Source organism: Paenibacillus sp. Marseille-P2973 (genome assembly GCF_018101095.1).
Classification (GTDB): domain Bacteria; phylum Bacillota; class Bacilli; order Paenibacillales; family Paenibacillaceae; genus Fontibacillus; species Fontibacillus vini.
On the sequence record NZ_JAGQEH010000015.1, the window covers coordinates 12887 to 39358 of the forward strand.

25 protein-coding genes are annotated in these 26472 nt (G+C 45.1%); 18 read left to right on the forward strand and 7 right to left on the reverse strand.

Going from position 1 to position 26472, the window contains the following annotated elements:
- Positions 1-102: 102 nt before the first annotated feature.
- From KB559_RS21035 to KB559_RS21050, 4 genes are all read left to right on the forward strand, one after another.
- Entirely contained in the window at positions 103-756 is a 654-nt protein-coding gene (locus tag KB559_RS21035; RefSeq protein ID WP_211024780.1) for a hypothetical protein, read from the forward strand.
- Between the two features lie 199 nt (positions 757-955).
- Entirely contained in the window at positions 956-2473 is a 1518-nt protein-coding gene (gene mqo / locus KB559_RS21040) for a malate dehydrogenase (quinone) (RefSeq protein WP_282103192.1), read from the forward strand.
- 15 nt (positions 2474-2488) lie between these two features.
- Positions 2489-2965, forward strand: a complete 477-nt coding sequence (locus KB559_RS21045; RefSeq protein ID WP_211024784.1) for a nucleoside deaminase — start codon at positions 2489-2491, stop codon at positions 2963-2965.
- Positions 2966-4036: 1071 nt separating this feature from the next.
- On the forward strand, positions 4037-5476 hold the full coding sequence (locus tag KB559_RS21050; protein WP_211024786.1) for a S1 family peptidase: 1440 nt from the start codon (positions 4037-4039) through the stop codon (positions 5474-5476).
- 74 nt (positions 5477-5550) lie between these two features.
- Here KB559_RS21050 and KB559_RS21055 read toward each other — a convergent pair whose 3' ends face one another.
- Together KB559_RS21055 and KB559_RS21060 are read right to left on the reverse strand one after the other, a co-directional pair.
- On the reverse strand, positions 5551-5937 hold the full coding sequence (locus KB559_RS21055) for a DUF3221 domain-containing protein (RefSeq protein WP_211024788.1): 387 nt from the start codon (positions 5935-5937) through the stop codon (positions 5551-5553).
- Positions 5938-6023: 86 nt separating this feature from the next.
- Complete coding sequence (locus KB559_RS21060; RefSeq protein WP_211024790.1) at positions 6024-6377, reverse strand: helix-turn-helix domain-containing protein; 354 nt, start codon at positions 6375-6377, stop codon at positions 6024-6026.
- Positions 6378-6562: 185 nt separating this feature from the next.
- Between KB559_RS21060 and KB559_RS21065 the strand changes: the two genes are divergently transcribed.
- The 6 genes from KB559_RS21065 to KB559_RS21090 all read left to right on the forward strand — a co-directional run bounded on the left by KB559_RS21065 (position 6563) and on the right by KB559_RS21090 (position 13328).
- Complete coding sequence (locus KB559_RS21065; protein ID WP_211024792.1) at positions 6563-7567, forward strand: asparaginase; 1005 nt, start codon at positions 6563-6565, stop codon at positions 7565-7567.
- 2 nt (positions 7568-7569) lie between these two features.
- Positions 7570-8988, forward strand: a complete 1419-nt coding sequence (aspA, locus tag KB559_RS21070; RefSeq protein ID WP_247682010.1) for an aspartate ammonia-lyase — start codon at positions 7570-7572, stop codon at positions 8986-8988.
- A gap of 231 nt (positions 8989-9219) precedes the next feature.
- Complete coding sequence (locus tag KB559_RS21075) at positions 9220-9786, forward strand: TetR/AcrR family transcriptional regulator (protein ID WP_211024794.1); 567 nt, start codon at positions 9220-9222, stop codon at positions 9784-9786.
- A 124-nt stretch (positions 9787-9910) separates the two neighbouring features.
- On the forward strand, positions 9911-11032 hold the full coding sequence (locus tag KB559_RS21080; protein ID WP_211024796.1) for an ABC transporter permease: 1122 nt from the start codon (positions 9911-9913) through the stop codon (positions 11030-11032).
- Positions 11032-11748, forward strand: a complete 717-nt coding sequence (locus KB559_RS21085; RefSeq protein WP_211024798.1) for an ABC transporter ATP-binding protein — start codon at positions 11032-11034, stop codon at positions 11746-11748. Before KB559_RS21080 ends, KB559_RS21085 begins: the two co-directional genes overlap by 1 nt.
- A gap of 176 nt (positions 11749-11924) precedes the next feature.
- Complete coding sequence (locus tag KB559_RS21090) at positions 11925-13328, forward strand: enhanced serine sensitivity protein SseB (protein WP_211024800.1); 1404 nt, start codon at positions 11925-11927, stop codon at positions 13326-13328.
- Between the two features lie 15 nt (positions 13329-13343).
- Here the strand turns inward: KB559_RS21090 and KB559_RS21095 are convergent, their stop codons facing one another.
- A complete protein-coding gene (locus KB559_RS21095; protein WP_211024802.1) occupies positions 13344-13559 on the reverse strand; it encodes a hypothetical protein in 216 nt (71 codons plus the stop codon).
- A gap of 173 nt (positions 13560-13732) precedes the next feature.
- Here KB559_RS21095 and KB559_RS21100 point away from each other — a divergent pair, with 173 nt between their 5' ends.
- Positions 13733-14632 (forward strand): 3-hydroxyacyl-CoA dehydrogenase, encoded by a 900-nt coding sequence (locus KB559_RS21100; protein WP_211024804.1) that lies wholly within the window; start codon positions 13733-13735, stop codon positions 14630-14632.
- Positions 14633-14723: 91 nt separating this feature from the next.
- Here the strand turns inward: KB559_RS21100 and nspC are convergent, their stop codons facing one another.
- Entirely contained in the window at positions 14724-15851 is a 1128-nt protein-coding gene (nspC, locus tag KB559_RS21105) for a carboxynorspermidine decarboxylase (RefSeq protein ID WP_211024806.1), read from the reverse strand.
- Position 15852: 1 nt separating this feature from the next.
- A complete protein-coding gene (locus tag KB559_RS21110; protein ID WP_211024808.1) occupies positions 15853-17091 on the reverse strand; it encodes a saccharopine dehydrogenase family protein in 1239 nt (412 codons plus the stop codon).
- Positions 17092-17746: 655 nt separating this feature from the next.
- Between KB559_RS21110 and KB559_RS21115 the strand changes: the two genes are divergently transcribed.
- The 3 genes from KB559_RS21115 (at position 17747) to KB559_RS21125 (ending at position 20115) form a co-directional block, all read left to right on the forward strand.
- Positions 17747-18514: an SDR family oxidoreductase gene (locus KB559_RS21115; RefSeq protein ID WP_211024810.1), complete on the forward strand. Its 768-nt coding sequence runs from the start codon at positions 17747-17749 to the stop codon at positions 18512-18514.
- 161 nt (positions 18515-18675) lie between these two features.
- Positions 18676-19440, forward strand: a complete 765-nt coding sequence (locus tag KB559_RS21120) for an SMI1/KNR4 family protein (protein WP_211024812.1) — start codon at positions 18676-18678, stop codon at positions 19438-19440.
- Between the two features lie 63 nt (positions 19441-19503).
- Complete coding sequence (locus KB559_RS21125; protein WP_247682011.1) at positions 19504-20115, forward strand: hypothetical protein; 612 nt, start codon at positions 19504-19506, stop codon at positions 20113-20115.
- A gap of 70 nt (positions 20116-20185) precedes the next feature.
- Here KB559_RS21125 and KB559_RS21130 read toward each other — a convergent pair whose 3' ends face one another.
- On the reverse strand, positions 20186-20560 hold the full coding sequence (locus KB559_RS21130; protein ID WP_211024816.1) for a hypothetical protein: 375 nt from the start codon (positions 20558-20560) through the stop codon (positions 20186-20188).
- Positions 20561-20786: 226 nt separating this feature from the next.
- Here KB559_RS21130 and KB559_RS21135 point away from each other — a divergent pair, with 226 nt between their 5' ends.
- The 4 genes from KB559_RS21135 (at position 20787) to KB559_RS21150 (ending at position 24849) form a co-directional block, all read left to right on the forward strand.
- Entirely contained in the window at positions 20787-21668 is an 882-nt protein-coding gene (locus KB559_RS21135) for a MerR family transcriptional regulator (RefSeq protein ID WP_211024818.1), read from the forward strand.
- A 145-nt stretch (positions 21669-21813) separates the two neighbouring features.
- Positions 21814-22917, forward strand: coding sequence for an amidohydrolase family protein (locus KB559_RS21140; RefSeq protein ID WP_211024820.1), 1104 nt, complete (start codon positions 21814-21816; stop codon positions 22915-22917).
- A 343-nt stretch (positions 22918-23260) separates the two neighbouring features.
- Positions 23261-24265, forward strand: coding sequence for a DUF262 domain-containing protein (locus KB559_RS21145; RefSeq protein WP_211024822.1), 1005 nt, complete (start codon positions 23261-23263; stop codon positions 24263-24265).
- On the forward strand, positions 24262-24849 hold the full coding sequence (locus KB559_RS21150; protein ID WP_211024824.1) for a HEPN domain-containing protein: 588 nt from the start codon (positions 24262-24264) through the stop codon (positions 24847-24849). The genes KB559_RS21145 and KB559_RS21150 overlap by 4 nt, the downstream gene beginning before the upstream one ends.
- A 418-nt stretch (positions 24850-25267) precedes the next feature.
- Here KB559_RS21150 and KB559_RS21155 read toward each other — a convergent pair whose 3' ends face one another.
- Positions 25268-26119: a hypothetical protein gene (locus KB559_RS21155; RefSeq protein ID WP_211024826.1), complete on the reverse strand. Its 852-nt coding sequence runs from the start codon at positions 26117-26119 to the stop codon at positions 25268-25270.
- Between the last annotated feature and the right edge of the window lie 353 nt (positions 26120-26472).

Here is a 26472-nt window from a genome sequence, read left to right on the forward strand (position 1 = left end):
TTATCGCCGGTGCCTTTCTGCATTACGACCGGAGACTCTTTTGCAACGAATAAGCTTCTAACTATTTAATTGGGGTTATTATCCACGTAAGGAGGGATCGTTTTGGATACGTTCATCTATGGAATAGTAACGGTGTTGTACATTCTATTGTTCGGGTATGGGGTTGTCCTATGCAGACAAGACGCCAAGCGTGGGCCTCGTTATTTATTATTTTTAGTGACGGCGGCGCTGGTATGGGATAATGGCGTAATGGCCGCCGGTAATTGGATTGGTGAGGGAGAACTGCTTAAGGGGTTGAATCTGGCGCGTTTTTGGCTGCATGCCTTTTGCACACCGTTACTCGTAGTCGTTGCGTTCGATTTGATACGAAGGGCTGGAAGCCCGTGGGCGAGGAGTACGGTTGTCCAATGGGGAGCCTGGATTGTGACGGCAGCACTTATCATTATGCAATTGGTGACAGAGACCATCGGACTAAAAATGAAACCGGTACAGGAATTCGGTGCCTTGCGTTATGTTCCGGCCGGTGAGCACTCGGGGCCCCCTATTATGATCATCATTATTACGGTCTTTTTATTTGTGGCAGGCATTATATTGTGGAAGCGCAAGATCACGTCCGTTTTGTTCTGGGGAACTTTGCTGATGGTAGCCGGAACGGCCATCCCAATTCCGATTGACAGTAAAGCGACGACGAATGTATTCGAGCTTGTGCTCATTGCCTCTTTGTGGATTTCAATGCGAAGATTGTTGCCTCGCTAAGAATAAACCATTTCTGAAAGCTCTTGCACGATGGCAAGAAGACGGGGGTTCCCTTTTGGGAGACCCCTTTTCCGCTTTAAGCTTCCAATCCCTCTCAATTTTCTCCGATAAGCTTCTAACTATTAAAATTTATGCTATAATTTTTTATAAAATCGTTAGGCGGCAATAACAAGTAGTGGTGCAAATTTTAAATAGAAGGATGTTAAAAATGAGCCACATGGAAAGTAAAAGGGAAAGTGATGTTATTCTAATTGGTGCCGGCATCATGAGCGCGACTTTGGGTACGATTCTGAAGGAATTGGCGCCGGATTGGAAAATGACCGTGTTTGAGAAGCTCGACAAAGCAGGCGAGGAAAGCTCGAACGAGTGGAACAATGCAGGAACCGGACATGCAGCTCTGTGCGAGTTGAATTACACCGTAGAAAAGCCGGATGGCTCAGTAGATATTAGCAAAGCGGTGCAAATTAATGAACAGTTTCAGGTGTCCAGACAGTTTTGGTCTTATCTTGTAAGCCAAGATTTGATCCGCAATCCGCAGGATTTTATTATGCCTTTACCCCACATGAGCTTAGTGCAAGGGGAGAATAATGTATCCTTTTTAAGAAGAAGATTTGAAGCGCTTACGAAGAGTCCTTTGTTTCAGGGCATGGAATTTTCGGACGATTCAAATAAGCTGAAGGAATGGATTCCGCTCATTATGCAGGACCGTGCAGCGAATGTACCGATTGCGGCCACGAAGATCGACTCCGGCACGGACGTCAACTTTGGCGCTTTAACGCGTATGCTATTTGACCACTTGAACAATAAAAATGTCGACATTAGATACAAACATATGGTGAGTGATATTAAGCGGACCAAAGACGGCTTATGGAGACTGAAAGTGCGTAATGATCAAGGTCAGCTTGAATACCATACTGCAAAATTCGTCTTTATCGGCGGCGGCGGGGGAAGTCTGTCGTTGCTGCAAAAAACGGGCATTCCCGAAAGCAAGAATATCGGGGGCTTCCCGGTAAGCGGTCTTTTCCTTGTATGCAACAATCCGGAGGTCGTAGCGCAGCATCATGCCAAAGTATACGGCAAAGCGGCGGTCGGTGCCCCGCCTATGTCTGTTCCGCATCTGGATACCCGATATATCGATAACAAAAAATCGTTACTGTTCGGGCCTTTTGCCGGATTTTCGCCAAAATTTCTGAAAACGGGATCCAATTTGGACTTGGTTAGTTCCGTGAAATTGAATAATGTTCTTACGATGTTAGCGGCAGGCGTAAAAAGTGTTGCGCTAACCAGATACTTGATTCAACAAGTGATGTTATCGAAGGAAAAGCGGATCGCAGAGTTAAGGGAGTTCGTTCCGAACGCCAAGAGCGAGGATTGGGATATCGTGGTTGCGGGCCAACGCGTGCAGGTTATCAAAGATACGATTACCGGAGGCAAAGGGACGCTTCAATTCGGTACGGAGGTGGTCAGTGCCGCGGACGGCTCGGTTGCTGCATTGCTCGGCGCTTCTCCGGGTGCGTCCACTGCCGTTCACGTCATGCTGGAAGTCATCCGGAAATGCTTCCCGCAGCATCTCAAAGCCTGGGAGCCGAAGATCAAGGAAATGATCCCTTCGTATGGCGTATCCCTGGCGGAAAACCCGAAACTGTTCCACGAGCTTCAAGCTTCTACGGCACTTACGCTTGGTTTGGCGGATAAGAGCCGCGTCAACGTTAATTAATCGGGAGGGTTATCCATGATCAATGAGATCGATATGAAATATCTGCGCCGGTGCGTAGAACTTGCCAAGACTGCACTGGAGGCAGGGGATGAGCCCTTCGGTTCGATCCTGGTCTCTGCGGACGGAGATGTCCTGATGGAAGATCACAACCATGTAGCCGGTGGCGATCATACTCAGCATCCGGAATTTGCATTGGCCCGTTGGGCGGCCAACAACATGACGGTGGAAGAGCGGGCACAGGCGACGGTATATACCTCGGGAGAGCATTGTCCGATGTGCGCGGCGGCCCACGGCTGGGTTGGTTTAGGACGGATTGTTTATGCAAGCTCGTCCGAACAGCTGGCGCAATGGTTGAGTGAAATGGGGGTTCCCGCGTCGCGCGTTCGGAATCTTCCGATTCAGGATGTCATTCGCGATGCTGACCTTGCCGGCCCGGTTCCCGAACTGGCAGAGCAGGTACGGGAGCTTCACCGTCAGTTACATGCAAAGTAACGGCGAAACCGCCGCTCTTTTTTATGGCCTGAAATGAGGAGGGGAGGTTGGGGAATACTTAGAAACATAGCGGTGATTACCCCGGGCAGGCTTTGGTAGTCTTCCGAAACAGTACTATTCGGATGGCCTGCATTAACCAAACCGTTCAGCAAGTGGCAGGGGTGATCGGGATCGTGGTTATATTCTCCATATTTTCAACAAAACAGGGCAGCAAACTTAGCCGTTTTGCAAACGAGTCAACACAAGCAGTAGCTTTGGGATCTACTTTAGTTTTAAAATCGGATTAGTGTTGTCTGTTGCTAACTTAATCTTGTCCTTATTCATCAAAAAGCCGAGTCACCAATAAATGCTGGTTTGAATAAAGCGTTCGGAACTATCACGTTCTGAGCGCTTGTTTTGTTTTCAATTTATTCGGAAGTGCAAAACTCTATCCGGTGAAAGTCCAATCTTAGGAAAAAGCAAGTCCCATACATGAAAACTATATCGTGTATCCGACTAGCCAATACCTGTCTAAGCCAACATTTTGTAAGTGATTACTTTATAGGCCAAAGAGATAAAGTGAGCGTTCTGCAGGAAGGGAGTTATGACTTCATCTATGTATGTACTACTTACGGTGATTAACCAGGGGATCTATTTTGCTTATAAATACAAAAATACTTCTAAATGACTGTTTCTTGCTTGGTGAACAAGGTTAATTCCATTTTAAGGAACTTTTAAATAATACTGGTTATCTTGGGCGGGCTTTTTATAGACATAGAGTTACACACTTGTACCAATTGACTTGCCATATTTTCATTAAGTTATAAGTTTTCCCGTGCTTCTAACCTCTACTTAAGTTATCTACCACCTTTTGCTCTGAGCGGTGGCTTTGAAGGAACGTTTCCTAGTCCATCCATTACCCTAAGGTAAAGTCCTGAACAAAAGGAAGTAATTAAGATTTTACTCAATTATATTGAAAGTACAAAATTTTTATTTTAAAGGGGGTGGTAATTCTTGAAAAGTACTAAGGAATAAGTTCACCATGGGCAATTATACTTCATTTCTACTATATAAAAAGGGAGAGGGTAAACATTGATTAAAAAGGGTTGGAAATCGGCAGGTGTACTTTTTGTGTCTGTACTTTTTCTTTCAATAACTATTTTCTTTGCTACTGGGTCAGCTTATGGTAATAGCGACAAGCAAGTCACACTACCAGATTTCTACAACGCTAATATTCTTTCTGAGGAAGAGATCAATCGTCAACTTGAATTTAGCGAGGAGGTTATTCGAAAGCATAAGAGATATCGTGAAGCTAACAACTTGGATTCTTCTGATGAGGCTATAAAGAATGCTCTAACCTCTACGAATGCGCGGGAGACTATAACTAAATACAGTATTGCCCTTACAGAGGAAGAAGAAAAGTACATTCAAGAGAGAGATGGGCTTATGGAGAAGTATGGGAAACTAATTTCAAGTATGATGAAAGAAAATGGTGTTACTGTTTTCAAAGGTCCAAATAATGAGATTACTGAAAGATACAGCAATGTTGGGACCTTCTATCAAGAGAAAGCTAATGGTTTGAAATTTGTAGTGAGTTTTTCCATACAAAGTGAACAGACAGATCAAATTAGAAAAGCTATTGAGGAAATAGTACCCCCAGAATATTTGGAGTTCAGAGATGTAGACTTCTCAGAAGCAGAGTTGGTGAAGGCATATGAAGACATCACAACAGAAAGTAAAGAGCTAAGTATCACCTTAGAGAATGTAATAGTGGACATTAAGAATAATATCGTAGAGGTTCAGGTTGAAGATAAGATGAATGCAAACCGGATTTCGATAAACTCACTAAAGTTTTCCTCCCCAGGAATTTATAAATTTGAAATTGGTAAGTCTAATGAGCAGCCTGAAGCGAGAACAACTAAACTGGATACCATGGTTGGAGGTTTGTTAATTGCTGACAGTGCAAGTAATTCTACTAATAGCTTAGGTTATTGTTCTATAGGTACATCAGCAAAGAAGAATGGTGATAGGTTCATTATTACGGCAGGCCATTGTTTGGAGTCATGGTCAAGTAATATATATCAAGGTGGGGAGAAGGTTGGAACAGAGCATTATCAGTATGACGGTGATTACGCCGATGTAGGAGTAATTAAAGTAACTGCAAATAAGAAAATTTCAAATTACGTATATAAATATTCTTGGACTGATGGAAAGGTGACATCCTATCAGTCTAATGTAAGCTCGCTTGATATAGGAGACAATGTTTGTTTATCAGGGGCAACCACAGGTTTTAGTTGTGGGGAAATTACAGCGCTGAATGCCAACTCATCTGGTAATATTGGGTTTATACAGACTGATATAGATTCTGCTGGAGGAGATAGTGGGGGGACTTATTGGTATAATAATGTACTAATAGGTATTCATACTGCAGGAGAAGTAAGTGGAACACCTTTTACGAGATTTACTCATATTGCAAATGCAATAGCATATGGTGGCGCTTGGACACCATTTACATCCAATACAGCAGAGTAATATTTTCAGTAGCTCCAATGTAAAATAAAGCGGCAAATTCAATGTTAGAATTTGCCGCTTTATTTATGATGTCATTATGAGATTAGCTCGATTTTCTTGGCAATGCGAGTAGGAGGCATAGTGTCTAATTGTTCATTTTCGCTGCTATAGCGAATTTTAGAGCCAATTTTCAACTCATCTCTTTGAAGTTGTTCTTCAGGAATTTTGCTTATGTCCAGCCAAATCAAGCTTGCATCGTTAGTGCGCAAGATATCCTCAATTGAATGTTGGGTAAGTTCATTTAAGTTGCTTTTTTGTACGTCCGTAGTAAGTAGTAATTTTTGTCGTCCTTCGTGTATTCCTAATATAATTGCTTCGAGGGTAACTTCTTCCGGAGCATGCTCAATTTTATTTATAGTAGTATTACTACCGCATCCAGTAATCAATAAAATGGAAATTAAAGTTAATACAATATACTTCAATCTTCACACCTCCTTAGCAATCAAGACGAATATGTTGGTCAAAAGGTTGCAACTCAACACAGATCGCCTTTCAGGTATAAGGAGGGTTACACCCCTTGATGACCGCTTTCCATCTGAAGCATTCTCTTCATCCTCACAAAAGCCACGAACTCTATCATTTCATCGGCGGATAAAGGTTCCCCGTCAACCGAGATCATTGGCTCCGGGCGGGTGAGGAGTTCCGTTAATTCCGCGGCGGCTTGTTCCTCTTCCGTTCTTCCGAGAATATAATCTACTGTAGTCTCAAATAAATCGGCCATTTGCAGCAGCGATTGAAGCGAAGGCTCACGGTACCCGGTTTCGTATCCGGCGTAAGTACTTTTTGCAATTCCGAGTTGGTCGGCGGTCTCTTGCAAGGACCATTTTCTCTTTTTTCTTAACTCCGATAAATGTTCTAGCATGCTCTCAAACCCCATGATTTAAAATTTTGGCATCATTATCATAGCATAAGCTTGATACGCTAGACCAGAAAAAGTGCGCGAAACGAGTACATTATCTTGATTTCTACAAAATTAAATCTATAATTACTAGTATAAATACGCGTTTTGCGGAAGTTGATCATTATCCCGTAATGGAGAGGTTGCGAATGAAAAATATATTATTACTGGCTACGGGTGGAACCATTGCATCGGTGGAAGGAAACGAAGGACTTGTGCCGGGGCTGTCGGTCGAGGAGTTGCTTGACTACTTACCCGAGCTGTCCAGCGGCCTCCATATTGACGGAAAAATCTTAATGAACCAGGATAGTACCAATCTTCAGCCCGAAGATTGGGTAACTATTGCTGAGGCGGTTTATAAATATTATGACGACTACGACGGATTTGTTATCACCCATGGGACGGATACGCTTGCTTATACCTCGTCGGCGCTATCTTATATGCTCCAGGGATTGGATAAGCCGGTCGTCCTTACCGGATCGCAGGTTCCGATCAGCTTCCAGAAAACCGATGCACGGAAAAATGTCTCCGACGCTCTCCGCTTCGCTTCCGAAGAGATCGGCGGGGTGTATATCGTATTTGACGGAAGGGTGATTCTCGGGACCCGGGCAGTCAAAATGCGGACCAAAAGCTATGATGCATTTGAGAGCATTAATCATCCTTATGTCGCCTATATAAATAAGAATGAGGTTAAATACCAATGGAAGCCTGCGAAGGCTGAAGCGCCTTTCTCCCTGAATACGAACCTGTGCAGCGATGTGTTTCTGATGAAGCTGTACCCGGGCATGAAGCCGGAGATATTCGATTGTCTGAAAGGGTTGTATAAAGGAGTTATCATCGAGAGCTTTGGAAACGGCGGCTTGCCTTTTGCAGGGAGAAATCTGCTCCCGAAGGTTCAGGAACTGACGGAAATGGGAATGGCTGTCGTCATCACGACACAGTGCCTGGAAGAAGGAGAAGACTTGCTTCTGTATGAGGTGGGGCACAAGGTAGCGCAATACGACGTGATTCTATCCGGCGATATGAATACGGAGGCGCTTGTTGCCAAATTGATGTGGGCGCTTGGACAAAGCGAGAGCTTGGAAGAGGTCAAGGGAATCGTTGAAACACCGATTGCGGGAGATTTAACAATTCATTCGGAAAAAGAGGACTAATCATGAATAAGATGAGAATCGAGCATGATTTCTTGGGTTCAAAAGAAGTTCCCGCGGACGCCTATTACGGCGTGCAGACGCTTCGCGCGGTGGAGAACTTCCCGATCACGGGATACCGTATCCATGAGGAACTGATCCGGGCGATGGCGATGGTCAAGAAGGCTGCGGCGCTTGCGAATGTCGAAGTGCAGCGGCTGGATGCTTCCCTTGGAGACAAGATCGTTGAAGCTGCGGAGGAAATGATAGCCGGCCAGTGGCATGATCAGATTATCGTGGACCCGATTCAGGGCGGAGCCGGAACCTCGATTAACATGAATGTGAATGAAGTCATCGCTAACCGTGCCATTGAATTGCTGGGTGGAGAAAAAGGGGATTATGTACTTTGCAGCCCCAATTCCCACGTTAATATGTCTCAATCCACGAACGACGCTTTTCCGACGGCGATTCATATCGCTTCTTTGAAGCTGCTCGATAAACTGTTGACCTCGATGGAACAAATGCATATTGGCTTTCAGCAAAAAGCCCAGGAATTCTGCTCGGTAATCAAGATGGGACGCACCCATCTGCAGGATGCCGTGCCGATTCGGCTTGGCCAGGAATTCGAGGCCTACAGCCGGGTCATCGAACGGGATATCCGGCGAATCCAGCAATCTCGGGGGCAGCTATATGAGCTGAATATGGGGGCCACTGCCGTTGGAACCGGCCTGAATGCCGAGCCGAAATATATCGAATCTGTCCTGCTGCATCTCAAAGAAATCAGCGGCTTACCGCTGAAGGGGACAGATCACCTTGTCGATGCCACCCAAAACACGGATGCCTACACCGAAGTATCCGGGGCCTTAAAGATTTGCATGGTCAACATGTCGAAGATTGCCAATGACTTGCGTTTAATGGCCTCGGGTCCAAGAGCCGGACTGGGCGAGATTACGCTGCCGGCCCGCCAGCCGGGATCGTCGATCATGCCCGGCAAGGTGAATCCCGTGATGCCTGAGCTTATTAATCAGGTCGCATTCCAGGTTATCGGCAACGATCATACGATTTGTCTGGCCTCGGAAGCCGGGCAGCTCGAATTGAACGTGATGGAGCCGGTACTGGTGTTTAATTTGCTGCAGTCGATCAACATGATGAATCATGCGTTCCGCGTATTTACCAACTATTGCTTGAACGGGATCCAGGCCAACGAAGCCAGATTGAAAGAGTACGTAGAAAAAAGCGTCGGAATCATTACCGCGGTGAATCCCCATATCGGGTATGAGGTAGCGGCTCAAATTGCCAAGGAAGCCATCGCCAGCGGGGCGTCGATCCGGGAACTCTGCTTGAAATATAAGGTGCTGACCGAAGAGCAGCTGAGTTTGATCCTGGACCCTTATGAGATGACCCATCCGGGGGTCGCGGGCTCGGGATTACCGAAGATAAAGTAGTCCGTGGCAACTGGCCCAGGGGCCGGAAGAAGGGCTATATGAGTTTTTGTCTATGCATGAACCCGATTCAGGATCTTCTGAAGCGGGTTCTTCGGCATTGTATCGAGTCTGGCTGAGTAATTTGTATAGAGCAAGTACTCGATAAGGTAGATTATATGCTAAACTGTGGACATGATACTAAGCGTCGGCGAGTTATCTAGGGCATGGAATACTTGGAAAGGAGGCGATACCATGGGAAGAAAACAATCTTTTACAGCAACTGAGCTGCTTGATACGACAAAGAGATTAGTTCTTGAACATGGCTATGACGGTTTTCACCTCAAGTTGTTGTCGGAGCATCTGCCTGGCGCACGAAGCACGATTTACCAATACTATTCCAATAAAGAAGAGATCGTTGCCGCATGCATGAAGCACGTAATAGTCACTGTATTAGAACAAGCGTCAGCCGTTGATGAAACCGATGCGATGAGCGCCCTCCAACAGCTGCTTCTTATCTACGTAGGAGAATCACAGCTTCATCAGCTTCTTGGAGATGCCTATAAAATCAATACGGCGAACTCCCCAGCAGCTGCAAATGACCTGGAATTTGTGGAGCAAGCGCACCTAACCCTTAAATCGCAATTGACCCGATTATTTGAACGAGCGCAACAGGACAAAAAGCTAAGGAATGATATTCCGCTTCCGGTACTTGTTGGCGTCTTCTTTAACCTGATAAATACTCCTAATATGCTGAATATCCCTACTCCCCAGTGGAGTGAGCTCTTATTCCAAATGTGGATTGGAGGGGCCCGCAGTTAGTGTGGAACCCCGAGTTTAATTTGACACATGTGTCAAAAATGTTGTTTAATAAGAGTGACAAATGTATCTGCATATTAAATCTGACACATGTGTCAGATATAAAAATGGGGGAGTGGAACAGATCATGTTTTTAGCCATGAAGGAATTAATGCATAGTAAAATGCGATTTTTAATGATCGTCATTATTTTCGTGCTCCTGGCTTGGTTGGTATTCATCCTATCGGGTTTGGGCAATGGATTATCGACGCTCGCTGCGTCAACATTCAAGAACATGAAGGCCGATTATGTCTTGTTTGAACAAGGATCGCAGAATGCAATGGGTAAATCTCTGTTGTCCGATCAATTAGTTGAGCAGGTGGAGCAGTTGCCTCAGGTGAATGCGGCATCTCCTATGGGAAGTACGATGGCGACGGCACTTAAAGGACAGAGCACGAAGAATGAGGATAAGGTTGATATCGCGATCATAGGAATTAACCCCGGCAGCATCCTGGAGCCAGCCATTGTAGAAGGGAGCGGGTTATCTGCAGAGAATCCGAATCATGTTATCGTGAATGTGACGATGAAGGATGACGGTTTCAAACTTGGGGATACGTTCCAATTGGATGGCTCGACGGAGTCACTAACGATTGTCGGTTTTGTGGAAAATCAGACGTATAACCACGTTACCGCGGTATTTACTCCGATGGAAGAATGGCGAAAGATCACCTTTGCTGCGCCGGGCTCGGATAAAGGCATAGCGGGTCCCGTTAATGCAATAATGCTGCAGGGGAAAGATATCGATTCAAGTGCCATAAATGATAAGCTCCCTGGTACGGACACGGTTACTCGTGCAGAAGCAGTGCAAGGAATGCCGGGTTACAAAGAAGAGAACGGGTCGATTATGATGATGCTCGGCTTTTTGCTGGTCATTTCTGCATTTGTTTTGGGTGTGTTCTTCTATGTAATTACAATGCAGAAGACTAACCAGTTCGGCATCATGAAAGCGATCGGCGCAAGAAACGGATTCTTAAGTAAGGCAATTGTATCCCAAGTGTTCGTGCTATCGTTAATTAGTATCGTAGTTGGTATCTTGCTCACCTACGGGACGGCGGCGATTATGCCCAAGGGGATGCCATTCAAACTCGAAACGAACCTCGTTATTATATATTCCGTTATCTTGCTGATTATCGCTGTATTAAGTTCGTTGGTATCAGTTCGCAAAATTACGAAGATTGATCCGCTAAAGGCGCTTGGGAGGGTCGAATAATGACAAAGGGATTGCAGATTAGTGGGGTCACTAAGTATTATGCTGAAGGAAGCGGCCGTATAGCCGCACTCGATCATGTATCCTTAAAGGTGGAACCAGGTGAGTTCGTGGCTGTAGTCGGACCGTCCGGTTCGGGCAAGAGCACTTTTTTATCTATCGCTGGAGCGCTGCTCCGGCCCTCCGAGGGAGAAGTAACGGTGAATGGTCAACTTATCTCCAAACTATCGGATCGGGAACTGTCAAAAATCCGGTTGCAAGAAATCGGATTCATTATGCAATCATCCAATTTGGTTCCCTATTTAAACGTCCTGGATCAAGTACTGATCGTGAAGAGAATGTCCGGACGTGTAAGTAAGGAGGATAAGGCCTTCGCCATTCAGTTGCTGGAGGAACTGGGGCTTGGATCGAAGCTGAAGAGCTATCCGGAAGAACTATCCGGCGGTGAGAAACAGCGAACGGCAATCGCACGTGCCTTAAGCAATAACCCCAACGTCATCTTGGCGGATGAGCCGACAGCCAGTTTGGACACCAAGCGGGCCCATGAAGTCGTCGAGCTTATCGCGAATGAAGTAAAATCACGCCATAAGGCGGCAATCATGGTTACCCATGATGAGCGTATGCTTGAATACTGCGACAAGATATACCGGATGGAAGATGGCACATTGTCTTTGTTCCAAACGAATGGAAGAGAAACAAGTACTTTGGTTAAAGTTTAGCTTATAGCTTTAAAGCGCCTACCGCGAGGTGGCGCTTTTTGTTTAGCTGGGGAAATCATGCACTTATAACAAGGATTATGTTTACTGCTTGAAGAAGTGGTTTATACATGGGAAGATTGAATTGCAACAAGGCCCGTATTCGATTAATCATCAGTAAATAGGAAGGGACGTTTTCGATGAACGAAGCAAGAAAAGACGATATTGGGAAGAAGTTTCTGTTAAGTCCTTATATATTACTGGAGGAGTGCGGCGAGTTAGAGATTCAAGAGCTGATCTTCTTAATTCATTCCGCAAAATATTTCAAAGAGAAGGGTGCCCTTCCCGGCGATCAAGTGGATGAAAGAATCAAGCTATTCCTCGGTGTGCTGAAAGATAAGATTAAAGACGCCGAATCGCTATTTATCGCCTACGAAAAGAGAACGGGCTATCCCTACCTGGATCCCGAGGGCCGGGTTTGGATGTTTTCGAAGGAGGAGTATGCCGCTAATGCGGAGGATTATTTCAGACAGCAGCTCCTGATGCTCGAAATGAAGAAGCTCGAAAAAGAAGAAATCATGAAGACGCTCGGAGAGTTACATATCTTAGGGATCCGTAGAATTATTATGGATAATGGACAGTACATGATCGAATTGGACAGGGACGAGCTTTTACCGCCCCCGGATTTTAGCGATACACCTGAGATCAGCATTCCCGTAACGAACCCGGGCTTGCAGCATGCGCTGATTTCCTTTTTTCAGACGATGAGTTCCGGACAATCCTTTGAGGGCAAACAGCAGCTTCTTCAACACCTGGAGGGCCGAATGCTCGACGAGGTCATTCAGGCGAAGTATTTGCTGCCTATGCAATTGAAGGAACAATCTCCATCGACCCCTAACGAGCAAGGCATGACCACATTGAAGGAAGGGACCATCCTTCATTTTGCGGTCCTGGGAGGAAAAGAGGATTCATCTTGGCTGCCGGTATTTACGGACTGGCTTGAATTCGAAAAGGCATACGACAAGACGGTATGGAGCAGCAATATCGTGACTTACGAAGATATGATCGCCTTATCCGAGAGCATGGACGGCATCGTGGTCAATTACCGGGGCATTCCGCTTCAGATCGATGACAAGAATAAGCAGCGAATTGAAGCATATAAAGAGGAGCGACGCGAGGCCCAAAGCGCGGCTCCAAGTGAGGCTCCAAATACAGTACCAAGCGAGACTTCAAGCGAGGCTGAAGATGAGACGCCGAGCGAAACGATTCAAGAGATCACCGTGCTGAAAGATACCGAGGTATTGCTTGGGGAACCTAAGGCGTACCCCATGGAAATGATCGACGCGGTGAAGGCTTATATGAAAACTCAGAAAGCTATAAAAAAGGCTTATTTAAGGTGGATGGTCAAGGGTATCGAACAAGGCTATCTCCTGATCGTGGACTTTGAGGGAAATAAAGAAGAAGTATTTGGCGGGATTGCCGCCGCAGCCTCCCCGCATCTGAAGGGACACCTTCTGGATTTGGTCGAACTGAACGACTGGGCCAACAATGAGGTGAAGGATCTCACCCCATTTTATAAGAAGAAACGGTTCGGCCTGCTGTAAAAGGTCCGCCTGCTATTAGCCCGCTTTGCGGGCTTTTTTGCTATATTGCGTTAAGAAATAAGCGGAAGCTGCGATAGACGCAACGAAGGCGAGAAGCATTACAAATAACAAATCTGTGTAGGCATCAAATAACATTTTCATAATGAGATTGCCAAGAACATAGGCTCCGGAGAGAAACGCAACGATGATGAATAAGATCCCGGCGATAAGGTTTAACAAAGGCTTCTTCACAGTCATCCTCCTGACCCGATGGAATGATCTAAATATAATTTATTTAACCAGTTTGTCAATAGATGGAAGGTCCCACGCGCTTATAAAAAAGGATGAGGAATATTCGCAGCCTCTAACGAGGAAACTAGGGGGGATTCACGCGAATTTTAGAATAACGAACAGGAGAATCCGTCATGAATTATAAAAATATTACGGTTGCCGGAAGCGGCGTACTGGGCAGTCAAATCGCTTATCAAACCGCCTTTAAAGGCTTCAATGTAACGGTATACGATATCAATGACCCGGCCCTGGAACGTGCGAAAGAAAGAATTTCGGACTTGAAGTCTCATTATCGGCAGGACTTGAACGCGACCGGGCAAGAAGTGGACGAGGCATATAATCGTATTTCATTCAGCAGTGACCTGTCCAAGGCCGTTTCCGAGGCGGACCTCGTCATTGAGGCGGTTCCCGAAGTGGTGCAGATAAAGACCGATTTTTATACGAACCTGGGAAAAGTAGCTCCGGAGAAGACGGTGTTTGCAACGAACTCCTCTACGTTATTACCGAGCCAATTTGCGGAGGCGACAGGTCGGCCGCAGAAATTCCTCGCTTTGCACTTCGCCAACGAGATTTGGAAGAATAACACGGCGGAAATTATGAAGCATCCGGGAACGGATATGGCGGTGTTTCAGGATGTCGTCGCTTTTGCCAAGGCGATCGGCATGGTAGCATTGCCGCTGCATAAGGAACAACCTGGCTATATTCTGAATTCTTTGCTGGTTCCTTTGCTGGAAGCGGCCCAGCAGCTCTTAATCCGGGAGGTAGCGGACGTCGAAACGATCGATAAAACGTGGATGGTAGCGACGGGCGCCCCGCAGGGGCCATTTGCGATTTTGGATGTGGTAGGGATTAACACGGCATATAATATCGGTTTGGCCAAAGCGGAGGCCTCCGGGGATCCCGAGTTCAAGAAAATTGCAGAAATGCTCAAATCGGAGTACGTCGATAAGGGAAAACTCGGAGCAGCAGCAGGGGAAGGATTCTATAAATATCCGAATCCGAGTTTCTTGAAGCCCGATTTCTTAAAAGCATAACCGCAGCCTGCATGTACCTACTTCTAATTCAAAAAACTCCCGCTATGTTAGTTCCATAGCGGGAGTTTTTCAATGTGGATATGCAACGGCATTACGCCAGTCTTACTTTGAAATCTTCATAGCCGAATTGGCGAACGACGCGGCAATTGCCGTCTTTCTCCTGCACGGCGATGGCCGGCAGCGGCATACCGTTGAAGGTGTTGGTTTTGACCATGGAGTAGATCGCCATGTCTCCAAACACTAACCGGTCGCCGTTCTTTAGGGGCTGATCGAAGGAATAATCCCCGATCACATCGCCCGTAAGGCAGGTTGGGCCACCGAGCCGATAGGTGTATGGCTTCTCGCCGGCTTCGCCCGAGCCGAACAGCGGCGGACGATACGGCATCTCCAGAACATCCGGCATATGGCATGTGGCCGAAGTGTCCACGATGGCAATCTCGATGCCGTTCTTATGGATATCCAGTACCGAAGTAACCATGTAGCCCGCATTGAGCGCGATGGCTTCACCGGGTTCAAGGTAGACTTCCAGACCGTATTTGTCCTGCATGCGCTTAATGCAAGCTTCCAGTCTAGGAATATCATAGTCTTCTCTCGTGATATGGTGACCGCCGCCAAAATTGATCCATTCCATCTGCGGCAGCCATTCCCCGAATTTTTCCTCCACCGCATTCAGCGTGGTCTCCAAATCGTCCGAGTTTTGCTGGCAAAGCGTATGGAAGTGCAGCCCCGAGACGCCCTCGAGCAGTTCCGGCCGGAAATCATCCCGCTTTACGCCGAATCTGGATCCCGGCGAACAAGGGTCATAAATTTCATGACCCTCTTGCGTGGAGCATTCCGGGTTGATGCGCACTCCCACTTTTCTGCCGGCAGCCAACGCTTTGGATTTATACCTCTCCAGCTGGGAGAAGGAATTGAAGATGATATGATCGCAAATGGATACAATTTCATCGATTTCATCTTCCCGATAGGCCGGGGCAAAGACGTGGGTTTCTTTGCCCATTTCCTCGTGACCCAGACGTGCTTCGAACAAACCGCTTGCGGTCGTGCCGCTCAGGTATTGTCCGATGAGGGGGTACATGGCGGTCATGGAGAAAGCCTTTTGTGCCAGTACGATCTTGGCTCCGGTACGCTGCATAACCCCGTTCAGGATTTTCAGGTTTTTCTCGATGAGCGCCTCATCGACTACAAAGCAGGGTGTCGGTAATTCTTCGAACCGCATCTTAGCGAACGAGCTCCGGCTTTCTAGCTTCTTCAGGCAAGGCGTCGACAAGCACCGGATTGAAGTCTTCTACCCAAGGAAGTCCCCATTTGTTCAGCTCTTCCATGAATGGATCCGGATCGAACTCTTCGATATTGAATACGCCCGGTTTGTTCCATTTGCCGGTCATGACCATGGCCGCACCGATCATGGCAGGAACGCCTGTCGTATAAGAGATAGCCTGAGAGCCTACTTCTCTATAGCACTCTTGGTGGTCGCAAACATTGTAGACATAGTAAGTCTTGTCTTGGCCGTCTTTTTTGCCTTTGAAAATGCAGCCGATGTTCGTTTTGCCCACGGTACGAGGTCCAAGGGATGCCGGATCCGGAAGCACGGCCTTCAGGAATTGAAGCGGAATAATTTGCTTTCCTTCGTATTCGATCGGCTCGATGGAAGTCATGCCTACGTTCTCAAGCGCCTTCAGGTGCATGAGGTAGCTTTGGCCGAAAGTCATGAAGAAGCGGATGCGCTTCAGTCCAGGGATATTTTGTGCAAGGGATTCGAGTTCTTCATGGTACAGCAGGTACATATCTTTTTGGCCGACTTCGGCGAAGTTGTACTCGCGCTTGATTTCCATCGGCTTTGTTTCGATCCATTGCCCGTTTTCCCAGTAGCGTCCGTTGGCGGACACTTCACGGATGTTGATTTCCGGGTTGAAGTTGGTTGCGAACGGATAGCCGTGATCGCCGCCGTTGCAATCCAGAATGTCGATATATTCGATTTCGTCAAAATAGTGCTTCAGCGCATAAGCGGAGAATACGCCGGTAACGCCCGGGTCGAACCCGCTGCCCAAAAGTGCCGTGATGCCGGCTTTTTCAAAGCGCTCGCGGTATTCCCATTGCCATTTATATTCGAATTTTGCCGTATCTTCCGGCTCGTAGTTAGCTGTATCCATGTAATGTGTTTTGGTTGCAAGGCATGCATCCATGATCGTCAAATCCTGGTAAGGGAGAGCCAAATTCATGACGATGTCCGGTTTGAATTCGTTAATCAGAGCAATCAGCTCATCCACGTTGTCTGCATCGACCTGGGCAGTCGTGATTTTCGTTTTGCCGCCGTCGAGCTTCGCCTTCAAGTCGTCGCATTTGGACTTTGTACGGCTCGCAATACAGATCTCTTCGAATACCTCGCTGTTTTGAACGCATTTATGAACTGCTACAGATGCTACGCCGCCGGCGCCAATGATAAGTGCTTTTCCCATTTCTCGATCTCCTAACTCAATTGGATTTTTTTCTGGATTTGGTTTCATGTAAAAACGGCAACAAAAAAAGCAAGCGAAATACGCATTCCATGCGCATCACACTTGCTTTGATATAGTCAGATATTAAGACAGTCCCAATAAGCATTTAAGCATGACTGGACAAACTACTTGTGCGCTCGTCAGTCAGCCATAAAACTTATAGTTTCATGGAAAGGACTTAATATTCAGATATATCATGTTAGGATCAGAGTCTATATAGCAAATAATCACTTTTACCACTCTTATTGACCGTTTCACAAGTTGATGTGCATATGCACTGGTTGTAAAGTAACCAACTTATAAAATTTGAGCTTTTAACTCAATCAATAAGGCAACGAAAGTTGCCAATCGGCATTTGACCCGGCTGTCCGTATGGCCTTAACTTCTTTGGGAAGTGGTCAAAATTATCTGCTTGGAAAGATCCTACATACCTTGAATATTAGCTTTCCAAAATTAATGCTCCTTCATAATAGCAGGATAGGGATTAATGAGCAAGAATTTTTTTTAAGCAAATGCATATTTTTTTTGCGGGCATTCTTAACGGAATTAGACAGCAACATTTCAAATCTTACCCCGTGGTATACCTATATTCAAATCCAGCAAAGGAGTTGAATCAATGAGTATTTTGAAGGGTAAAATCGCTCTGGTCACCGGAGCAAGCCGGGGAATTGGCCGCAGCATCGCATTGCGTCTGGCCGCGGAGGGCGCCTTTGTCGCCGTTCACTATGGAACAAGAATACACGAAGCAGAGGACGTCGTTCGTCAGATTGAGTCAAACGGAGGGCAGGCGTGCGCAATCGGTGCTGATCTGAGTACGCTGGAAGGCGTACATGAGCTGTTTGCAGCATTCGATCATGCCGTCAAGGAACATAGGGGCCAAGATCACCGGTTCGACATTCTTGTCAACAATGCCGGAATCGGCCAAATCATGGGCCTGGAGGAGGCGACGGAACAATCTTTCGACGAGGTTATGAAGATTAACGTCAAAGCCCCGCTTTTCGTTACGCAGCAAGCTTTACCGCGATTAAATGACGGAGGACGCATTATTAATATTTCCTCTTTCGTGACAAGGGCGGCATCTCCAAGCGTATTCACCTACAGTATGTCAAAAGGGGCGATCGATACGTTTACGCTTCTTCTGGCCAAACAGTTGGGAAGCCGCCATATTACGGTCAATGCCATTCAGCCCGGGATCATTAACACGGAAATGAATGCAGGTACGCTGCAAGATCCTCAGGGACAACAGTTTGCGGCCGGTCTTTCCGTCTTTAATCGATGGGGAGAACCCGAAGATGTCGCGGACATTGCTGCATTCCTTGCCTCACCGGACAGCCGCTGGGTAACCGGCCAATGCATAGATGCCAGCGGCGGATCTCATCTCTGATTTGTGATTTTGTATTCCGGTCCATAGAGTCGATAGGCAGTTGTAAAAGATTGCTAAATCGATGTATCCTAGGTATGAGAATAACGACAATTATGGACCGGAATATGAATGATTCAACTGCGGAATAGTGCAAATGAATCTGCCGAAAAGGAGGATGAGTTTTGGAGAAGAAATACCAGGAAATCGATGACATCATCGAGAAGATGCGGACAACTTTAGAAGCTATGCGCAAGCAGGATCCCGAATTTTATGCGAAGTACCCCATGCAGCTTGGAACGGAAGCCGAAGCGGAAGACCTGCGCACCGTTTTCGACACATGGCGCTTGCCTGAGGAATATGCCTACTTCTTACGAAATTATATTCCCGAATCGGTAGGCTGGAGCACGGACGAATATATTAATTTGGATATTTATGGGGCAAAGGAACTGCCAGGGGGGCAATGGGGGTACAACTATAATCCCGTTACGAAGGAACCCATTTCGGATTGGCCTGAGCATTATCTTGTCATTGCTTCGGATGAGGGCGACCCCTACTGTCTCGATTTGTCCAGAGGCGATACCGTCGTTTATACGGCGATGCACGGTACGGGCCGATGGGACTTTGAAATTGCATATGACAGTTTGGCGGAGTTTCTTCGCAGCACCTTATTACCGAGAGCTTTCGATGGCGAGCTTGATGAGGACGTATCATACAATTACTGCAAAGTATTCATTACAGGGGAAGGCAAGGACAAGCTTAAAACCTTGTTGTTCATCAAAAAAGCGTTCTCCTGCGACATTCCGCAAGCGAGATCCTATTTATCGGACGTGCCTTTGTTAGTGTATAAAGGGATTGAACAGGGTGCCGCAAACGTGGAGGCCCAATTGAAAAACATTGGTGCGGAATATGAGAAGCGCGAAATCGATTTGGCCGAGTTTTTAGCGTAACATTTCACGGTTACGGACACTCATTGACTTGGGAAGGGGAAGGTTATGGACTACTTCACGGACATGTTTGCAAAGAGAACAGCGTGTATGCTGTATCAAGCGATTCCGGGTCCGGGATCGGAAAATAGTGCAAGCTGGGTCGGCGGAAATGCGCCTGCCTATTTTGATGATCAAGACATTCATGAAGGGGACCAAACCTATTACTTTTACCTAAGTTTATTGAATCCCTTCAAGCCTGGCAGCATGATTTCCATCTTTATTCCCGCTGAATATGAGGATTATTTGGACAACAATATGTATCCCCATTGTTCGATCAAGGTGTTCGAGCATCCGGCTTCAGCAGAGAGCGCCAAAGACCGCTTTACTCACCCCGGGCTGGTCAGACATGCCATTTCAGATGGGGTATTGAACGATGATAAGACAGCTAGGGATCAGTCCTTTTTCATCAAGCTGGGCGGGAACCCGAGACTGATTCAAGAAGAGGACTATTACTTCAAGGATTTGAATGAAGAATCGTTGTCTTTCTTCTTTCAGGTAGACGAAGACGGTTATCCCGATACGCTGCTTCAGGAGGACTGGAGTTATCCTTTCGGGTTTGGAGCCTTATATATTTTCGCGAACTTTGGTACGGAGGAAATTCAAACACCTGTAGCCGGCTTTTGGCAGTTTTCATGAGCCCGTGCGCGGAGGTTTAAGATAAATAAGAGTGGCCCGGCGTTAAGAAATAACGCTCGGGCTATTTTTTTTAAGGTAAATAGGCGTCTACGACCTCGAACTTTTGCTCGTTGCCTATCGTCTTGTACTTAACTTCAACTACCTTGCCTTTTTGAAACGCGGGGATGTTCACGATCTGAATGACAGTCTTTAAGACAGTATGAACGACTTCGCCATCCGGCTTTGTGACGGTCAGGTCAAGCAGGACCTCCGGCTGATCGCCAACCGTCCGATTCGTTTGCCGGATTGAGTTAATCACGGCTTGCGCGGTGGTGCCTTCCGCGAGAATTTCTTTGCGTTCGGAGAAACGCTTCCTCTGGGTACCGAGCGTCTTTGTGACCAGAATAATGGTTACTACCATCGTAATAAAAGAGAAAATGCCGATGATCCAAATTATTTTATTCAATGATAAACACCTCGCTGTCCGTCCCTGACGGGGATGGTAAAATGTTCCTGTACTTATCTCGAATTTTAAATTAGCGGTTAAGAGAAGTCTATGTTTTTATTGAAAATTAGAGGTTATGGCGGCCGCATCAGGATTTGTAAAGAAGATTAGCAGCTTAAGAAAACGCTTGAAGTTGTCGCGGCGTCAACTGCTACAATAAACCTAGAGCTCGGAAAGGAGACCGAAAATGAACAGATCTGTTGTTGCAATCCATAGATTGGCGGAGCAAATGGGGCTGACGAGCCGCACCTTGCGCCACTGGGAATCTGAGGGACTATTTAAGAGTGAACGGGATACGTCCTCCGGATGGAGAGTATATGATGAGCATGCGCTGTCATGTATCCGAATTACTGCGATATTGCGAAAAATCGATATCCCGATCAAGGATATTAAGTCCGTGATTGCAAACCCTTCTTTGGCGCAATTACGCAAGGTTATTGAGAATAAAATCGCGGAAGTGAAGCAGCGGAATGCTGAAGTTGTCTCTTTTCAACAGCAGCTGGATCAGGTCCTAAAGTTCTTTAAACAGCAACCCGAAGATGGTTTTTTAAATTTAGATAGGATCCTTAACGAAATGGAGGATATATGGATGAGCAGTTTGCAAGAAAGCAGTGTAATCAAAATAATTACCCTTCCTCCTATGAGGGTAGCTTATAGTATCGCTGTAGGGACATCCCCGGAAGATGAGGCGATGGGCCCCGTGCTGGAATGGATCAAGTCGTCCAATTTGCTCAGTACGGCTCGATTCTTTGGAGGAAACGTAAAACCGATGCCAACCAGTGTCGGAACTCCATACGGTTATGGGATGTGCGCCACCATCCCTGATGGAATTTCTGTTCCCGGGCATCTAAAGGAAATGGTGCTGCCCGGAGGCCTTTTTGCACTGCTTGAGAGCAGTGAGGATGTGAGTCTATCTTGGAAAACGCTGATGAATGAGTTGGCAAAGGACAGAAAGTACAAATCAGATCGGTCAAGATTATGTCTGGAAGAACACATTCGGAATGACAGACCGGATGGATGCGGGAACGAATATTACTTGAATCTGTTAGAACCCGTGAAGGCAGTATAAATGTGCAAGCTTCGTTTTGTATTCATTCTGAGGGCGTTTAACCTATTTAGGTTGGCGCTCTTTTATCATTTTCTAATGTATCTTTTTTCCATACTGTTATATATTCAAAATAGCTATAAGAAATATAAGGATGGAGGAACCGCCTATGCCCGCCAAGCTGCGGTATTTGGGAATTTGCGCGCTGGCTCTCGCAGCAGTCACATTATCAGGATGTGCGCCGAAGCAAACGGAAGTGATCGTCAACCCTTTGACCGAGTACACCCCTAAAGATGAAGTTGCCCTCATCGAGAAGCTCCGCAAAGACAAAGATCCTAGCAAAGAGCTGCAGGAGGTTTACAGCGATCTTACAGTGATCGATATACATAACCATGATGCGCCCAATCCGGTTGCCATTGAGAACTGGGGAAAAGCCGGCATCGACCGCCTCGTTTTGTTCGGAAGTATTTCGGAACCAAGCGCCAAGTACACGGATCAATTAGCCTGGGAGGAATATCAAAAGGCACCCGGGAACGTATATCCCTCCTTTGCGGGATTTCCGATTTACGAGGAGGAGGGCTTAGAAATCGTCCAGAACAATCTGGAGAAGGGCTATTTAAACATCGGGGAAGTGGCTGCCGCTTCTATGTACTCTGAAGTCGTGTCCAGATTGCCTTGGAAGGCCGAGCATCCGAATGACGGTAACCTTCCTGAAATTTATGAGCTTGCGGCCCAGTATCAAGTGCCCATCCTTCTGCATATCGACCCTCCTAACGGCGAGCCCATCGCGAAGCTGGAGGAAGCCCTGGAGGCACATCCGGATGCGACTATCATTTTCGGACATGCCAACGCCTATAATTCTCCGGAGAATATCGAACCGCTCTTAAGCAAACATCCTAACTTATACATCGATTTTTTTGCCGGATTCACAGCCTACAACCCAGGCAGCACCAACAAATTAGAAGATTACGTGCCCCTAATGGAAAAGTACCCGGACAAATTCATGCTGTCCACCGATGCGGGATTCGACCTGTCGAGGGATCAGGCATCGAATGGCATCTATGAAATGATCGACCTGCTCTCCCCGGAAACCGCTCTGAAGGTCGCTTATCAGAACTACGAGGGACTGATCGAGCGCCAGCCTCCGACCGAAACGCAGATCGAGACCATTAAGAAGCTGTCTGCCGAAGCCGGGAAGTTCAAGACATATGAACTGAATAAACGGATGGCGAATGAGTTGATTTTTGAGTTGGAGGGGAAAAAGGAAGAGTAAGCATTTGAATGGGGCGCGTCATGGAGAGTGGCGCGCCTTTTTGGCATGCGGTTGGTGTGGAACTGATTGATTGGCGGTGATGTTTAAACGGGGGGAAGCGTATCACAAGAAGGGCGAATTTATTTGGTACCAGTGGTGAGCTTGGATAGGGTTCTTTAGCACTTAGTTTTGGAAGGTAAACAATGGGCGGTGAACTTATAACAAACGAGTTAAGGCTAGCTTGTTAGTCGAGAACAACTCCCAAGTATAATTTTTATAGAGACTACGTTGAAAGTATCAGTTATAGATGTTGCATGAAACAATTGGTATAATTGTAATAATAAACAGTGGATTGGGGATTTGTATGAGCCAAAATGTTCTTAATTTGTTTCCCATTGATTACCCTTTTGAAACCCTTGTAGATCGTGTCAATAAAGGTTCATTGAAACTTAATCCAGACTTTCAGAGAAAGTATAAATGGAATCTAGAGAATGAGGAAAAGACATCTCGTTTTATTGAATCGTGTTTAATGAGAATTCCTCTTCCAGCTTGTTATTTTGCAGAAAACGAGGAAAAGAAACATATCGTTATAGATGGCGTCCAACGTATCACTACTATTAAGCGGTTCCTTAATGATGAGTTTGTCTTAGAAGGCTTAACAGCTTTTAAAGAACTAGAAGGTAAAAGGTTTAGTGAGCTCGGAGACTTGATGGAAGACTTAAACTCATACACAATAAGATGTATTGTTTTGAGAAATGATAATTCTAAAGAACTCGTCCAAGATATATTTGCGAGATTAAATCAAGGTGCTGTAGAACTGACAGACCAAGAAATTAGACATGCAATTTACCCTGGACCACTAGATGACTTATTAAATGAATTGTCGACAACAAGCATATTTGATGAGTTTGGAAAAAAGGAAAAAAACGGATTGGAGAACCAAGAACAAGTTTTGAGGTTCTTTGGAATGCAGGGAGACCTTGAAGATTATGAAAGTAGATTATCTAAGTATTTAGATAAGTACATGAGGGAAAACCAAAATTTAAGCGAAGAAAAAGTTTATGAATTGAAGAAGCTGTTTTTAGAAACCTTAGATAAGTGCATCACAATTTTCGAAGAGGATGTCTTTATGGATATTTCAAAAGATAGACCTCGGCGAAGCGTTGTATATTATGATTTGCTTATGTGGTCATTCTCCAAATATGATAAAGACTTCTTAGTGAGAAATAAAGAAACACTAAATAAGAAGTTTGAAGAGATGTGTAGTTTAGATGAGTTCCAGAGAACCTTATCTGGTGGTTTACAAAGAAAGACGTCAATAATTAAAAGAAGGGAATTGTGGGAAGCACGTATGGGTGAGCTTGAATGAGCTGTACAACGGCCTACCAGAAGTATGTTGCTCTTTACGACGAGTTAACCCAACTTGTTAACGAAGCGAATCAACGTACCGTTGCAGAAGAGCCCGATTTATATATTTATAATAATATTAATTTTTTTATTAAATCTTTTTTAGTTGTGGCGTGTACATATTTGGAAGCATATTTAAAGGAAGTAAGTGAACTTGTAATAGATAAGTATGAAGCACAGCTTCTTCAATACCCCATTCCTCACAACCTTATAAAGTGGGGTGTGGATAATAACAAGGACAAACAGTTTAAGTTCGAGAATTTTAAACTAGGAATAAGTAAAAAGGATGTTGATGACATTATTTCTGGTAACGTTTATAAAACTATAAGTTTATTTGCAAAACTCGGAATCGATATTTCCTCAGACGAAAAATTTAGTGATAATAAAGACATCGTTGGCACTATCGTAACGAAGCGAAATAATATTGTTCATCATAATGATGATGCAAGTGATGTATCACTTCCTGATATTAAGAGCTATATTATTCAATTTAAAGAATATATAGAAGCTATAGACGATAAAATTGTGACCGAAGTACTAACTTAAGGAGAGTGAATAGTAGAAAAAATACTTTCTACTTTCCCAAGACTATCATTAGTGGTGCTATAATTTATTTTCCATATAACTCTAAACCTGGGTGAATTTAACACAGGTTTATTTTTCGCCGTTAGAGTAATACGCTGAACCGTATCACAAGAAGGGCTAGGTTTATTTGTTTGGTCACTCCGAAACGTGAATTTCAGTATATACCAGTCTGTAACGATCGTAATTTCTTGGGCAACTGCCCAAGCGGCCTTTCCGCTTATTAACATTAACTTTAATGCTCTCTAATTAATTGATTAATACAGTTGCTTCGGTACATTTACTCTTTCCTAATTTGAAATACGGGAGACAAGCTAACTAGCCCGCCCCCCAACATTTGGAAACTATTCCAAAACACTTGGCAACCCGGTTAATTTACCAACTACTTGGAAACAATATAATAACCGCCCCAAGTGCTATAATTAGCATAAGAATAGTTCCGGTCACACGTCTGTGGATCAGAGATAAAATTGCCAGATGCATCTCGATAGTCAATATTAGTTAATCCGGGTTTATGTGACCAACCGCCATCAGAATCCTGTCTATACCAGTGATAATCAGTGCCTGGCGCTATAACAAGTGCAACTTTGTATTCATTAGAACCTGGCGTTTCGCTATAACTTGAACTCCTAATTGTTCTCCCTAAGTCTTTCATATCGGATTTTACCGCAGTAATTATTGCACTTGCAGTAAGCGAAGTGTAATAATTTCCAGTTCTGTACCCTGGTTGAAACATATAACCAGCTAACGGATCACTTGTGTCATTTGCAATTCTATTCAAAATATACCCATAACAGTTTGCTCTAAAGACATTAGCTGAATCATTCCAATAGGTAGGGTTATAAGGATATTCACCACCGCCTGTTGGCATCGAAGCAAGCAGAGATTTATACTTAGTAGTTTTAGTGTCTGCCGCAGTGGCTTGACCAACAGCTTGATCAGCAGCTTTATCTAAGCCCATGCTTTTACGAGCTTGATAATTATCTGGTGCTACATTTCTTCTAATATCAAATTCTTTGCCGTTAATTTTGTGAATAAATTCACTATTTGCGGTAACCTCAGGTTCTACCACTGCAGCTCCATCCGAAGTTATACTTCTGCTGTAGCTAAAATTATCCGGAGCTACGTTTTTTCTAATATCAATTTCCGCACCATCAGTTCCAGCGGCAAATGCTGTTACTCCCAAACTCAGCATCAAAACAATCGCTAATATCCAGCTTGAAAATTTTTTCATTACAATTCCTCCTATGATCAGCTTTTTGAACATACTCATCATATTGCATTTCAAGTTGTATAATCGAGACGTAACAATCCACATTCTAACCTATGACGATTCCTTATTAGTAGTCAGCATCCCCTCCTTTAGATAATCCTGCATCTTTAAACAAAATGCATCATTCTGTGGAGACGCCGCTCTCACATTCCAAAATACCAAAACTGCTATAGTATTTTGGATACTTTGAGGGTTTCTCCTATTTATGATTTCAATCTCCATCTTTATCCAATTACATAATAACAAAAGAAATAATGTAAGTAAATTACAAAATAGAGTATAAATTCAATTTAATCAAATAAAAAATAGCAGGC